This window comes from Celeribacter baekdonensis (assembly GCF_900102315.1).
GTDB lineage: Bacteria > Pseudomonadota > Alphaproteobacteria > Rhodobacterales > Rhodobacteraceae > Celeribacter > Celeribacter baekdonensis.
In genome coordinates, this window is sequence record NZ_FNBL01000016.1 from 71,059 (window position 1) to 85,232 (window position 14,174).

General features: G+C 61.7%; 13 protein-coding genes. 8 read left to right on the forward strand and 5 right to left on the reverse strand.

Going from position 1 to position 14,174, the window contains the following annotated elements; translation table 11 throughout:
• The first annotated feature begins 202 nt into the window (after positions 1-202).
• The 8 genes from BLT54_RS19195 to virB11 are packed head-to-tail and all read left to right on the forward strand — an operon-like array spanning position 203 to position 7,378.
• Positions 203-1,315 (forward strand): lytic transglycosylase domain-containing protein, encoded by a 1,113-nt coding sequence (locus BLT54_RS19195; RefSeq protein WP_074646919.1) that lies wholly within the window; start codon positions 203-205, stop codon positions 1,313-1,315.
• Positions 1,312-2,079 carry a type IV secretion system protein gene (locus tag BLT54_RS19200; RefSeq protein ID WP_074646920.1) on the forward strand — a complete coding sequence of 256 codons (768 nt, stop codon included), beginning with the start codon at positions 1,312-1,314 and terminating at the stop codon, positions 2,077-2,079. The genes BLT54_RS19195 and BLT54_RS19200 overlap by 4 nt, the downstream gene beginning before the upstream one ends.
• Positions 2,076-2,510, forward strand: a complete 435-nt coding sequence (locus BLT54_RS19205; protein WP_245708064.1) for a hypothetical protein — start codon at positions 2,076-2,078, stop codon at positions 2,508-2,510. The genes BLT54_RS19200 and BLT54_RS19205 overlap by 4 nt, the downstream gene beginning before the upstream one ends.
• Entirely contained in the window at positions 2,511-3,524 is a 1,014-nt protein-coding gene (locus BLT54_RS19210; protein WP_074646922.1) for a TrbL/VirB6 family protein, read from the forward strand. It begins immediately after the preceding gene.
• Positions 3,525-3,541: 17 nt separating this feature from the next.
• Positions 3,542-4,222: a VirB8 family type IV secretion system protein gene (locus BLT54_RS19215; RefSeq protein WP_074646924.1), complete on the forward strand. Its 681-nt coding sequence runs from the start codon at positions 3,542-3,544 to the stop codon at positions 4,220-4,222.
• Positions 4,223-4,227: 5 nt separating this feature from the next.
• Positions 4,228-4,962 carry a TrbG/VirB9 family P-type conjugative transfer protein gene (locus BLT54_RS19220; RefSeq protein WP_074646926.1) on the forward strand — a complete coding sequence of 245 codons (735 nt, stop codon included), beginning with the start codon at positions 4,228-4,230 and terminating at the stop codon, positions 4,960-4,962.
• A 2-nt stretch (positions 4,963-4,964) separates the two neighbouring features.
• Positions 4,965-6,389: a TraB/TrbI/VirB10 family type IV secretion system protein gene (locus BLT54_RS19225; protein ID WP_074646928.1), complete on the forward strand. Its 1,425-nt coding sequence runs from the start codon at positions 4,965-4,967 to the stop codon at positions 6,387-6,389.
• The gene (gene virB11 / locus BLT54_RS19230; protein ID WP_074646930.1) at positions 6,386-7,378 is read left to right on the forward strand and encodes a P-type DNA transfer ATPase VirB11; all 993 of its coding nucleotides are present in this window, start codon (positions 6,386-6,388) and stop codon (positions 7,376-7,378) included. Before BLT54_RS19225 ends, virB11 begins: the two co-directional genes overlap by 4 nt.
• Before the next feature lie 139 nt (positions 7,379-7,517).
• Here virB11 and BLT54_RS19235 read toward each other — a convergent pair whose 3' ends face one another.
• The 5 genes from BLT54_RS19235 to BLT54_RS19255 form a co-directional block, all read right to left on the reverse strand.
• Complete coding sequence (locus tag BLT54_RS19235; protein ID WP_074646932.1) at positions 7,518-8,039, reverse strand: hypothetical protein; 522 nt, start codon at positions 8,037-8,039, stop codon at positions 7,518-7,520.
• Between the two features lie 179 nt (positions 8,040-8,218).
• Positions 8,219-9,160: a toll/interleukin-1 receptor domain-containing protein gene (locus tag BLT54_RS19240; RefSeq protein ID WP_074646934.1), complete on the reverse strand. Its 942-nt coding sequence runs from the start codon at positions 9,158-9,160 to the stop codon at positions 8,219-8,221.
• Between the two features lie 109 nt (positions 9,161-9,269).
• Positions 9,270-9,518, reverse strand: a complete 249-nt coding sequence (locus tag BLT54_RS19245) for a hypothetical protein (RefSeq protein WP_065331062.1) — start codon at positions 9,516-9,518, stop codon at positions 9,270-9,272.
• A 394-nt stretch (positions 9,519-9,912) separates the two neighbouring features.
• Positions 9,913-12,993: an AAA family ATPase gene (locus BLT54_RS19250; protein ID WP_074646936.1), complete on the reverse strand. Its 3,081-nt coding sequence runs from the start codon at positions 12,991-12,993 to the stop codon at positions 9,913-9,915.
• On the reverse strand, positions 12,990-14,141 hold the full coding sequence (locus tag BLT54_RS19255) for an exonuclease SbcCD subunit D (protein WP_245708065.1): 1,152 nt from the start codon (positions 14,139-14,141) through the stop codon (positions 12,990-12,992). The genes BLT54_RS19250 and BLT54_RS19255 overlap by 4 nt, the downstream gene beginning before the upstream one ends.
• Positions 14,142-14,174 lie beyond the last annotated feature (33 nt).

Sequence of the window (14,174 nt, forward strand, 5' to 3'; positions counted from 1 at the left end):
GTTCGAAACCTCTCCTCGCGCTTTGCGCCGCCGCGAGCCTGCTGTCGGCTTGCGAGACATACACCGAGAAAACCTCGCCCTGCTTCGGACGCAATGGTGAGCCGCAAGTAACGCGATCCGCGTTTTCGGTCTCGACCATGGGCGCACCGGCTCACGCAACGGCCAAGCCGGACTGCACCTTCGAGTCCCTGCCCCGTCCGGAATGAGCCGCGTCGCGATCATATCCGCCGGGCTCAGCCTTGGCCTCAGCGCCCTGCCCGCGCATGCCCAGAGCGTACCGACGCAGGATAATTCCGCGATCGGGCGCGCCATTGCACGGGTGACAGCTCTCGCCGAAGATCTGGGCGTCCAGCAGGACAAGGACCACACCGAGTCCACGCTGGCCGATGTGCAGGCCGACCAGCTGCGCGTCCTCGAGAAGATGACCGCAGCCATCACCGGGCCCGGCTTCGATATCCGCGCGCTCGATGGCAACGCGGATTTCGGAGTGGCAGCGGTCTATCCCAATACCGATCCCAGCCCGATGAACAGCCGCTTTTTCGGCGAAGGCCGCGAGACGGTCGAGATGATGATCGTCGAGGTCGCGGGTGAGTTCGCTGGCACACCCGGTGTGGCCCGCGCGGGTCTTTCTGCCACCCAGTGGCGCTGCCTCTTCCAGGCCCTGATCAAGCAGGAGAGCCGCTTCAACGTCTCTGCCGAAAGCCCGGTCGGCGCCTATGGCTTGACCCAGCTCATGCCCGGCACCGCCTCCGATCTTGGAGTCGACCGCTATGACGTAAAAGACAACCTCCGCGGCGGCGCGCGCTATATCACGACCCAACTCAATCGCTTCGGCAACATCCCCCATGCGCTCGCGGCCTATAACGCGGGGCCGGGCCGGGTCATCGAATACGGCGGGGTGCCACCCTTTGCCGAGACCCAAGGCTACGTGCGCAACATCTCGAAATTCTACAACGAATACCTCGCCGTGGTTGGTGGCGCCGACGCGCTCGGCACGCTCTCGCCCTCGGACTTTGCGCTCGCCGAATATGCCAGCATCTCCGAGGCGGGCGTCTATTACGCCGCCGACAGCTCGGCCACCACCGAACAGGTGATCAACCGCTTGCGTGCCATCATCCTGCAGATCGACGCGCAACCCAATGCCAAAGCGGCCTGGGAGCTCAACACCTATGCCAAAGCCGAGATCGGTCGCATCCTCAACCTTCGCGTCCGGCTGATGGCGGCAAACCAGCAGCGCGAGGCGGCTTACGCGCAGCACCTCGTCGCCGACCGGCTGGCCGAGCGCGACTTCATGCAGATGGGAGTTCCCGAATGAGACATTTTCTCCTGACCGTGGCCGCAGTCACCACACTCGGGTTTGCCTCGCCCGCAGCGGCGCAGGGCGTGCCGACCTTTGATGGATCACAGCTTGGTCAGCTCGTGGCACAGCTCGAGCACATGGCCGAGGACCTGAACGTCCAGATGCAGCAGCTCGCCACCATGCGGCTGGAACTAGAAACCCAGTTGTCGCAACTGACGAACCTCGAGGCGCAATTGACTTCACTGATTGAGGGCAGCGGGCTCGGAGAACTCTTCGCCACTGTCGAAGAATTCCGCGCGCTGCGTGGCAAGCTGGTGGCCCCCCTCAATACCGCGCAGTCACTGGCCAGCGGCGATTTCCTGAGCGGGTTCAATCCAGGCGCAGAACTCTCGGCCTCGGTCGAACGGGTTCTGTCGGGCAGCGGCTTCACCTCGGGACGACTGAGCACGCTCTCGGGCTCCGATCAGCCTGCCGACAACCGCATCGCCACCTCGGCCGGGGCAAGCGCCATGCTCTCCGTCGCAGCCGAGGCGAGCCACGAAGAGGCAGGGCAAAGCCTCGAACGGCTCGAGACCATGGTCGGGCTCATCGACGATCAGGACGGGCTGAAGGCCGCCGTCGATCTCAACACCCGCGTCACCGCCGAGCTCGGCATCATTCTAACCCAGATCTGGCGCCTCGAAGCAGCCCAAGGCGTCAGTGCCGGCCAGCTTGGCGTCGTCGATGCCGCGACCCTCGCGGACGAGCGCAAATTCCGCTCAATGGCGGTGGATCCATGAGGACCTCCAAGCTTACCCCGAGCCGCTTCACCCTGAAGGAAGCCGGACTTCTGAGCCTTTCGCTTGCCCTGCCGCTCGGCCTCCTTGTCTTGCCTGACGCGGCATCAGGTCAGGATCGGCCCTTCACCTCGATGGAGATCGCACGGGATGAAGAGGATGCGTGCCGCGTCCCCAAACCCCCGGTGGATCTCGCCGAGACCGCTTACCTGCGGAACGGCTACCGCGCGATCCTGCGCATCCTTGTTGCTGAAGAAGCCCTCGCCTCGGAAACCTGCACCTGCCTGCTGGGCGACTTCACCTGGGATCAGGCGCTCACCGCCCTGCCCCGGTTCCAGACCTCGGACAACCCACGCCTGCCATTCAAGGTGCTCGATCTCTACGCGCAGGCCGACGCGCTCGAGGCGCAAGTTGTGGAGGCCTGTGCGGAGTAGATGGGGGTCATTCGCGACATCCTGAGCCAGGTCGACGCCGCGGTGGATACCGTGGCGCAGGACGGGTTTGTCTCTTCGGCAGGTGCTGTCGGCGATGTGATCTCCGCCGGGGCCGCGCTCCTTGTCGTGCTCCTCGGGATCAACGCGGTGATGCAACTCCGCCCCCTGTCCTTCGGCACCGGCTTTGCCTTCGGCATGAAGATCGCGCTCGTGGGGATCTTCGCGCAGAGCTGGGACAATTTCAGCGTCATCTATGACATCGTCACGCGCGTTCCTGACTCCGTCGGCGCCTCGATCCTGGCGCTCACCGGGTCGGGCGACGAGGCCGGGGTCTATGAGAGCCTCGACAACATGGTCGCTCGCATCACCGCCTATGGCGACACGATCGGCGACCGCGCGGGCTGGGTCTTCGGCGCGGTCCTGGGTGCCATCTTCTTCGTCCTTTCCGCCGTCTTCGCCGCCGTCACCGCCGGGATCATCGCCTTCGCCCGGATCGTCTTCGCGCTGATGATCGTCATCGCCCCCTTCATGATCGTGACCTCGCTCTTCAAGCCGACCCAGTCCCTCTTCGAGGCCTGGACCCGCGCCACCATCGGCTATGCGCTCATGCCGGTCGCGGCCGCCGGGGCCGCGGGCATCATCGTTGCGATCGCCGAAGTGATCGGGGACGCCTCGGCCGATCCGGGCGATGTCGAGACCGTCAGCCTCATCCTGCCCTTCCTCGTCATTCTGATCCTCAGCGCCGGGATCATGGCCTCAGTCCCCTACATCGCCTCCAACCTCACCGGTGTTGTCGGCATTGCCTCGAATGCCGTGGGCCTGACCGGGCTCGCGCGGCAGGGCTTCGTGAACACGCGCCAGTATGGCACCGGCGCGACCGCGCGCCTCGTCACCGGCAAGTCCCCGCATGAGCTGAACCAGATGGCCAATGCGGGCGTGGTGAAGACCGGCGAATTGATCCGGCAAAGCCCCGGCGCGCTTCTCTCCGCCGCCAAGGCCTTCCGCAAACCCTGATGTGAAAGACGACGACTTTGAAGAAGCTTGTGACCAGTTCCTCCGCGCCTGACCGCGACGCTTTCGAGGCGGATTTCATCTACGGGCCAAGACGGCGCGAGCGTTTCGCTTGGTTCGTCGCGGCTGCGGGCGTGTTGGTCGGCGTGGCAGGAATGGTCGCGGGTGCGAGCCTCTTTCCGCTCAAGACGACCGAGACTTTTGTGGTCGTGGTCGACAAGGAGACCGGCGAGATGGACCGGGTCGCCGCCGTCCAGGCCCTGACGCTCTCGGAAAGCGATGCGATCATCCAGGCTAATCTGGTGGCCTATGTCGATGACCGCGAAACCTATGACCTGACCGATGGCGAGCAACGCATCAACTCGGTCCTCGACCGCTCCGACGGTGATGCTTCCCGCACATTGCGCGATCTCTGGTCCTCTACCAATGAGGACTACCCGATCACCGTCTATGGGCGCGACGCCAAGATCGAGGTGGTCATCAAGTCCGTGAACCAGATCGAGCGCGGCGTGGCCCAGGTCCGCTTCACCCGCACGCTGCGCCGGCCGCGCGACACCCGCACCGTGACCCGGTCTTACGTCGCCACGCTCAGTTACGACTTCCAACCCGAAACCCGCCAGCGCCTTCAGGATGTCTGGGCCAACCCCTTGGGCTTCGTGGTGACCTCCTACCGCGTCGACGCCGAGACCCTGGAGAACTGACCCCCATGAAATCCCTGCCCGCGCTCCTCACCACGTTTCTCCTAGCGCTTACCATTCCTATTGCCGCCCTCGCCGAGGCCACGCCGCAAGGCGGGTCGCTCGACATCCGCATCCGCACCGCCGTCTATAACGAGAACCAGGTCTACCGGATCGAAACGGATCTTCGGCATTCGACGACGATCCATTTCGGGGCGGGGGAGCGGTTTGAAGCAGTGATCGTCGGCGACACCGAAAGCTTCCAGGTCGATCCGATCCCCGAGCTTGGCAATGTGCTGACGATCAAGCCGCATGTGGCCAATGCCTCGACCAACATGACGGTGATCACCAACCGCCGCACCTATTCCTTCCATCTGCGCGAAGGCTCGATCCCGAACCGCACCGGCATGTTCTTCGAGGTCCGCTTCCGTTACCCCGACGAGGAGCGCCGCGCGGCGAGTGCAACCCAGCCCAAGGGCGTTGAGGCCCCGCGCAACTACAATTACCGCGTCTCGGGCGAAGGGGATTTCCGCCCCAGCCATATCTACGACGACGGGCGCTATACGTATTTCGTCTTCCCGGAGAACGCCCGTCAGCCCGCCCTCTTCAAGGCCGATGACCAGGGCCGTGAGCGCACGGTCAACTGGACCCAGCAAGGCAACACCGTTCGCGTGCTCGGGGTAAACACCTACTGGACGCTGCGCATCGGCGATGAGGCGATCTGCGCCTGGCGCGACGAGAGCGCCATCTATGTGAGCAACTGACCATGGCCGATCAAACCCCTCCCGATCTTCAGGACCGTCTCGACCAGTTCAGCCAGCGCGGCAAATCCAAACGCCGCGGCAACAGCCTCGGGGTTGGCGCGATCGCCGCTGCCCTCGCCCTTGGCGCCGCCGGGGTCGCGTATTTCCTGGCCAACGGCCTGCAGGAGGGCGACAGCGCGCTGGGAACCTCCGATGTCGAGACCTTCCAGGACCGCCGCCCCGGCACCGGCGGGCGGCTTGAGTTTCCACCCGACGAAACAGAGCAACGGGTCAATGACGCGCTGATCGCTGTCGAGGAAGCGCTCGATGTGCCCGCAGCCCCTGTCCCGGAACCGAGCGCCGAAGTGCTGGCCGAGATCGCCAAGCTCCGCGAGGCCCTCGCCGCCAGCCAGGCCGCCCGCAACTCGGAAATCCAGTCCGCCGTCGCGGACCTGCGCGAAGCCTTCGACGAACAGAAGGCGGCGCTTGAAGCGACGCTGGCCGCAAAAGAAACCGAGCTTGCCAACCTGCAGCGCCAGACCGAGACCCGCATCGAAGGTCTGCAGGCCATGCTCGATGCCGAACGGGCGCAGCGCGAGGGTCTTGAGGCAGAGCTGGACCGCGAGGGGCTGATTGCGGATCAGCGCCTTCTCGAAGAACGCCGCCGGCAGGAAGAGGAACAGCGCCAGCGCGAGGCCGAACGGGTCGCCGAGGAGCTTCTGACCGCGCAGATCAAATCCCCCGCAGTGGTCTATGCCGACGGTCCGCGTGGTGGCCAAAGTGGCGCGGCGGTGGCCGATCCGGCGGCCGCTGGCACCGGGGGGCCGGTCCTCTCGGGCAATGAACAGTTTCTGCAGAGCGCGCGGCCACTTGAGGTGCAGGAGGCCGCCCGCCTCACCCATCCCGAGCGCACGCTGACCCAAGGCTCGGTCATTCAGGCCGCGCTCCAGACCGCCATCAACAGCGATCTGCCTGGCTCGGTCGTCGCGGTGGTCTCCGAACCGGTTCCGGCATTTTCCGGGGACCGGATCCTGATCCCCCGGGGTTCCCGCCTTTTTGGCCAATACCGCTCGGGCATCGAGATGCATCAGAAGCGTATCCTGATCCTCTGGACCCGCGTCCTGACGCCGGACGGCACCTCGATGGAAATCGCCGCCGTGGGCGGGGATCAGCTCGGCCGCTCTGGCCTCACCGGTCTCGTCGACACCAAGTTCGCCGAGCGCTTCGGCGGAGCGGCACTGATTTCCGTGATCGGGGCGGCGCCGGCCGTGGCGGCGGAGAGTACCAACAACGAAACCACCAGCATCGTTCTGGGCGATGTCGGCAGCGACCTTCAGGACGCCGTCGGCTCAGTCATCGCCGACCAGGTCTCGATCGCACCGACGATCTATGTCGATCAAGGGGCCTCGGTCACCGTGCTCGTGGACCGGGATGTGGTGATTTATTGAGCCATTCAGAAAGCCCAACCTCCTATCTCGAGCGTTATCTCGACCCGTTCCGTGACCTTCTAAGGCGTGACGACGTGGTCGAGATCGCGATCAATCCAGATGGCAAGGTCTGGCTCGAGGCCGCGGGCGACGCCACCATGCGCCACGAAGGCCAGACCGTGGACCGAACGACTGCGCTCAACATGGCCCAGACCATCGTCGGCGACGCCAAGGCCCGCGTCTCTGAAAAGAACCCGCTCGTCTCCGGCAAAGTAGAATACGCGGGCCGCCCGCTTCGGGTCCAGGTCGCCGTGCCGCCCGCCATCGACCGCGGGGCCTCGATCACCATCCGTCTCTTCGCCTCGGGCAGCGTCCGGGACTACGCTCCTGCCTATCTCTTCGGCAAGGCCGTCTCGCTCGACGCGCTCCGAGCCGAGAAGATGAAGAACATTTCCAGTCTCGCCGAAGAGAACCTCGAAGCTGCCCTACAGACCCTGGTCGAGGCACGGCTTAACGTCCTGATCAGTGGCGGCACCTCGACCGGCAAAACAACCTTCGCCCGCCATCTCCTGACCCATGTGAGCGAGCACGAGCGGTTGATCACCATCGAAGACGCCTTCGAGCTCTTCCCCGGCCAGCCGAACACCGTCGCCCTCCTGGCCGACCGCGGTGCCGGTTCGCAACGCAGCGCCAATGCTCTCCTTCAAGCCTCCCTCCGTATGCGACCCGATCGGATCATCGTCGGCGAGCTGCGCGGGGCCGAGGCCCTGACCTATCTCGAAGCCATCAACACCGGTCATGGTGGATCGGTTTCCACCATCCACGCCGAAACCGCGGAACTCGCCATCGACCGGCTGGCGATTATGGTGCTGCAGGCAGGGACGCCGCTAACATTCGCCGAGGTGCGGGAATATATCCGCAAGTCCATCGATGTGATCGTCCAGCTCGGGCGGGTTGAGGGGAAGCGCGGGATTACGGAGTTCTATCTGCCGGGTGAACGAAGCCATTGAACGTTGACGCATTGAAAGCAGATTAGCGACGTCTTGAGTGCAGTGATATCGGTGAAACGTTCGGACACACATGGCGTAACGATCACCCTATGACACAGCAAGTATCTGTTCCTGGCTTCGAAGGAGAAGTTGCTGTCGCCTAGACGCCGTGCTGAAAGATCGGGGGGCGCCCATTATCCCAATCCTCTCGGTTCAAGAAGATTCGGTACGAGTTGAGGTGGAAGGCGGCATTTCCGAGATCCTTCACCGGATCTAGGGTTTCGACATGGATGAAGTGGCGATAGGAGACCCGGAATCCGTCGCCAGGTGCCGCACGGAAGTGAATGCCCTGGGGCCCGATCGTCAGACATGCCTCTTGCTGCGGATCGTTCATCTCAGACAGCGAAGAAGCCGCGAAATCAGGCTGCAATATCCAGTCGGTTCCAAAGGAGATACACCACTCGTCCGCTTCCCACTGGAATATCCGATGCCAATTGGCTTCGCCTTCACGCCCAAAGTCAGGGTTCAATAGCAGAACCGTCGGTTTGTCGTTGGGCTGATTCAATGGTTCGGAAAGCTTAATGCCATAGATCGGCTGATGGCCGTACCTCTTGAGGAGAAACAGCGTACCTTTCGGCTCCTCGGCGAGAGCGGCTGATTTTGCGTTCAAAGTGCTTCGCATATGTGGTCTCCCTCACGAGCCTTCATTCCCAACCCCTCCGGATATCGGTTCGATAACATTCGGGACAATGCACCGCGCTAGTCGGCCGCTTTTCACGGCGGGCCTCGCGACGTTCGTACTCATCAAGCACTTCGACTTCGAAGCGGTGCCCACAATTGTTGCAGCGGAAATGAACACGCTCAGTCATAGCTGATACCTGCGTTACCAATGAACTCATTCCAGAGCACCTCAGCCGCTCGCTCTGGAGTCAGTCGTTCATCAGTTCTACCGAAGACGTTCATGGTTTGAATCAGGAATTGCTCGTAATCATCGGCCGAAATGTTGAAACCGCCGTTTGCTGTGTTGTCACCGGCGTTTTCGCTGAACGAGTAGTAAATATCGCCCAGGGCGACCTGCGAGCTACGGCAGTGCACCGAGATGTGGGCCGTACCATTTCGATGGCCGCTGTTGACAACCGTTGCCCCAAAAGAGGTCGCACTTCTGTCAACGAAACGTCCGCGCAATCCATCGATTGAGTCCATTTCGATGATCGCTCGTCGGAAGTAATCCTTGAAGGTGGCGAAGGCAGCATCGCGGAAATCACCCTTGTCGATTTGGTCGAACTGCCGCTTTGCTCGGTAGCGTGCCATCGAGGGGCGTGTGGCCGACGGCTCATGGGCTACCTCCGCCGCAGCTGCAGGTACAGCTTCAGCTTCGATGATGCGTCGAAGCTCCTGCACGACATTTAGGTAAGCGGTGTTTGGATTGGCCCATGCGCTGATCGCCTTGCCGTCAGTCGGCGCGGCCTTCAGTTGGCGCAACTCCCTCATCGCTTTCCAATCGCATTCCTCCACGATGATCGGCACTACACGGGCGGTCCCTGCGGCGTGGCGTTCAAGCGCGCGTCTCATTTCGCGCTCGACACAGTAGTCGGATGCGATGAAGTCGGGGCTCACCAGGAGCAGGAACAGGTCGGAAGCCTCCAGTTCCCGTTCAATCTCAGCGTCCAGTTCGCCACCAGCCAAGATGTTGCGATCATACCAGGTCTCAATACGCCCTTCCCTTGTAAGGTTCTTGAGGTGGACGTGCAGCCGATCAAGCGCGGCCTTGTCGTTATGGGAATAAGAAATGAATGCCCGCATCTGCTCAACTCAAATGTTTAATGTTTGTTCATGATTTACCCAAAGCGCTACCTACGTGAGACACGGCCTGTAGCGCTTGAGCCCGAAACCACTGTTATACTGTCTACAGTCAGCGCTTCTTGTTCGACTGGGACAACACCGAAGCGGCAAGTGTCTTTGTCTTTTCAGAATAGCGATCGCTGCGAAGTACCTTTGACGCGAGGTCCTCCATTTCCGCTCCGGTTTGCCGATTGGTCTTTGACTGAGACAACGCCGAACCAGCAAGCTTGCGGGCGATCTGTGAAGAGCCAGGTTTGAAAAGGGTGTCTGCTGCAAGCGAGGCAACCTTGGTCGAAGTTCCTTTACGATTTACCGCCATACTATCCTCCATATGGTGTTTGGTTTGCTTCTAGATACTAGATGTGGGATTGGAGCCAACTTTTCGCAAGCTTCATCAGTGACATTTCAAAATGGCAGCCTCGCCTCAAAAAGGTCTGGCGTGTCTTCGTCGCGCCGCCTGCTCAGGCCTTCACCAAGATGCAGGCACGGATGTTTAATACGTGTCAGGCCTTTGCCGCCCTCAAAATGGACCCACCCTCCTCTGGGCATGCCCACGCTTACGATCAGCGCCCCGCATATTGGACAAGTCCGCCTGAAGGATGCGCCCTTCTTGCTTTCACGATCGCCTCGAACTGCCCAACCTCCGCGAACGGATACCGTGCGCCCTGTCGACAGACGGCGGGTATGTGCCTTCCTGTAATACCAACGGTCCGTCATCCCAGCCCCCTCCTTTCCTCGACCCGGCTGCCGCTCGGGGTCGAACGCACGTAGAAGCCTTGTGGAATAGCCTCTTGCACCAGCCCTACATGGGATATCAGGCCCACGGCACGACTGCCCTCTGTCAGCGCGGCAAGAACTTGGATCACTTGATCCAGCGTGCCCGCCCCATTCTCGGTGTCGAGGCTCCCAAAGCCTTCGTCGATAAAGATTGTGTCCATCCGGATCTTGCCCGAAAGGCTCTCGACCACATCAGCTAGCCCAAGCGCGAGGGCCAGTGCCGCGATAAAGGTCTCGCCGCCTGACAGCGTGGCTGTCGGGCGCGCCTTGCCGGTGTTGATGTCGAAGACCTCGATTTCGAGCCCACGCTTGCCGCGACCGCCAGATGCCTCGAGCCCGCGCGTTAGCCGGTAGCGACCACGTGTCATTGGGTCGAGCCTCATATTCGCCGCCTCAAGAACCTGGTCGAACATTGCCCCGATCGCGAAGGTCTCGAGTGTCATCTTGAAATCGTTCTTGCCGTTAGCCAGATCAGCCAGCCCCCGGAGCGGACCGGTTTCGGTTTCTAGCCGCTCGGTTTCGGTCAGAGCCGCGGCAAGCGATTCCTTGAATTTGGTCAGTGACGATACATCCGTTCTCGCTGTGGCAAGTGCTGCGTTGGCCGCGTTCAAGGTCTGGGTGGCGTCTGCCAACGCCAGCTGAAGTGGGGCAAGATCCGGGCGTTCACGATCTGCGCAAGCGGCGATGGCGTTCTGCAATGTCGTGCGAGCAGCGATCAATCCATCGCGGTGATCGGTTACCTTCTTGCGGTCGGCGTCGAGAGTCGGGAAATGGCTCTTGCAAGCATCATATCCCGCTTTGTCCAGCCCAACCTCGGTAAGCCGAGCGACAAAATCACCTTGTGCCTTCTTCACGCGCTGCTGCTGCCCGTCGCGCGCCCGCTTCGCTGCTTCTAGCTGCTCTTGCGAACGGGTGAGCACTTCACTGGCGGCTCGGTCCTGTTGCGTCGCCACTTCCAGCGCCTCGGAGAGTTGCCTTTGCTCTCTCTGCAAAGCCTCCCGTCGAGCGACAACCGCCTCAGGCGTGCGCAGACCTTCCGGCAGGGCCTCAATCACTGTGTCCAGCTTGGCGCGCGCGCCGGCAAGAGCGTTCTCGGCTTTCCCCGCAGCGGTGCGCGCCGAAGCCTCGCCGGTTTCTGCCTCAGTCACCTTGCGCTTGAGCTCGGCCAACTGCTCCGCCATCGCGTCCAGATCAACCGCCTCTCCAAGCGTGGCGACGGTGCCTTCAATCCGCGCGATTTCGTCTTCGAGTTCCGCCAACGTGCGCTCAGGGCGCTCCTGTTCCTCCAGCGCCCGCTTCTTTTCGTCGAGCCGCATTCGGAAATTGCCGAGGTCGCTTTCGGCCCGAACTCTGGCTTCGGAGGCGATTCTCGCCTGAACCTGAGCGCTCCGAAACGCTTCTGTCAAACCAGATTGTTCAGGCGCACCATGGGCAGGCGCCGGATGATCATGGGAACCACAGACAGGGCAGGGCGCCCCTTCGGTCAACTTTTCCGCGAGAATGATCGCTTGCGTGCGCGAAAGCCGTGCCTCGGCTTCTAGCAAGCCCGCGTCAGCGGTTCGCGCCGCGTCGGTTCTTGTCGCCAATTCGTTCGATGCCGCTTCGACTTTTCGTTGAGCATCTGCGACAGCTTCTTGCGCCTTAGCATACGCCGCTGCCTTGACCCTTTCTCGGTTGAACTCGGCCAGCTCACCGGTCAGCTGGCCTCGCTCCGTTTCGGTCTTTCGCGCTTGATCAAGCGCCAGATCGGTCGCATCGCGCTGAGACTTGAGCTTCTCTCGGGCATCAATGGCCTCGGTCAGAGCCTTCTTCGCTGAAGCTTCGTCCTTTACAGCGTCGTCAAACGCGCTTCTAAGATCCGCTGCCTGCCCGACCTGCTTCTCGATCGCCTCCAACCTTGTCAGGTCAGCCTGAACTTGTTGCCGTCGGTCCTCGCCAGACTGTGCCTCAGCAAGTTTCTTTTCCGCCAACTCCTTCGCGCCAGTGGCGATGTTGAGTTCCGCCTCGGCCTTCGTGACAGCCTCCACCGCTTTCAGGCTATCCTGCTCCGCATTGCGCCAAGCCGTCTCAAGATCACGGGCCTGCAAGGCATTCCGGACAGCCTCAACGCGCTTGGCTAGCTCTTCGACCTCGATCGTTTTCTTTTCTAGATCATCGACAGCCTGCTGTGCCGTGTCGGCAGAAGAAAATGCCTTTTCGATTTGCTCGCCTTCGGTCAGAGCTTTACGCGCAGCTTCGTTTGCCATCTCCGCACCACGCTGAACGCCCTGCTTTTGTTCGACTTGGGCTTCGGCTGCGACAATCCCAAGTTCAAGCGCTTCGGCGCTCTCGAACCCGCGCTCCTCGAGTCGAGCCAGGTAGAGCGCACGCTGGTCGCGCAACGCTCGTTCTGCCGCTGAGGCTTCTTCCTTCAGCCTTGCGGCGAGATCGCGATAGACCTTCACGTCGAAGAGATCCCGCAATATCTCGACCCGCGCATCCGTTTTTGCGGCCAGGAACGTCTCGAACTTGCCTTGCGGTAAGAGCACGATCTGTCGAAACTGATCCGCCCCGTAGCCAAGCAGCGCCTCGACCTGCTGCCCTACTAGCGAGACCTTCTTTTCCGCAATGACACGGCCGGACTGACTCGGACCAAGAGTGTCCACCGGAATCCCGGTGACGTCGAATAAAGAGGCTTCCGCCGCGTCCTCAGTGGTCCCTTCACCGCGTGCCTTCGGACGTTCCTGCGCCGGACGACGACGGATTAGGTAGGCCTTGGTGCCCAGCTCAAAGACAAATTCGACTTCGGTAGGTAGATCCGAAGCGGCGTGATCCGAGCGTAGTGAACGTGGTTCCTGATCGGTCTTGGTTGGTGCCCCGAAAAGCGCGAAAGACATCGCCGAGAACAACGTCGACTTCCCAGCCCCTGTCTGGCCGTAGATTCCGAACAGCCCTGTCTCCAGCGCGGAGCGAAAATCTACTACCTCGGTTGTCGCAAATGGCCCGAAGGCTTGAAGCGATAGGCGAATGGGTCTCATGTCTGCTCCTCCCCGGAGGCTCCTGCGTGGAGCTTTTCCGCGACGATCGCGACTTCGGTGGCGTATGGTTCCCGGCCGAGCACAACTTTCACGAAGTTGCCAATCATCTCGATTGGCGTGACCGCGGCCCGCCCACTGCCGAGCACCTTGGTCTCCGCAGCGCGCTCCTGCCGGGCATAGGCCAGATGGCAAGCATTGGGATAGGTCGCGCGTAACCGCTTCATCGGATCGATCAGAGGGTTTTCATCCGTCAGGATCGCCTGGATGAAGTCATCAGACGGCGTTCCTTCCAGAAGATCCGAGAATGCCCCGGTAAGCGAGCGAACCTGCCGGATCGGTCGGAACGGTACGGTGCGGATCTCGGCCCCTTCAGCCTGCAGATCGACGACAGTCATGGATTTTTCGTTTCCTGCCTCGTCGAACCCGAAAGCGAGCGGTGCGCCGGAGTAACGAATATGGCTCGCGCCGACTTCCTGCGGCTTGTGCAAATGTCCTAGTGCAACATAGTCCGCCCCGTCGAAGACATTGGAGGGAACAGTTTCGATACCCCCGACTCGCGTCAGGGCGCGCTCGGTCTCGCCAACCGCACCCCCCGCGACGAAAGCATGGGCCACGACGACCCAACGCGCCCCATCAGGCACCTGCCTCCTCGCCGCAGCGATCTGAGCGGCAACGACTTCCGCTGGCGCATCAATGCTTTCATCCCCGAACACCTCGCGTGCGGCGTATTCATAGGAAAAGGGCAGTGCGGAAAAGGCGATCTCGCCTTGCGGGTCACGCAGCACCAGCGGCGCCTCTACCGCGTCGGCAATCCCGCGCACCAGCACACAAGACGCGGTGGAAAAGACAGACATTGCCTCGATCCGGTCGCCAGAATCGTGGTTTCCAGAGATCATCACCACAGCGGCTTCGGTCTCCTCCGCCACGCGCTTGAGGAAACGATTGAACTGCCGGATCGACGAATTGGGCGGCGAGGCACGGTCAAAAACGTCTCCGGCGATGACAAGAACATCGACCCGATCGGCCACAAGCGTTTCAAGGATCTGACCCAGGATAACCTCGTGATCCTCCTCAAGGCTCAACCCCATGAACTGCCGCCCCAAGTGCAGATCCGCTGTATGAAGTATTCGCATCAGATCAATCCACATTCTATACGTATAGTAAATGTATGGACTTTGTGA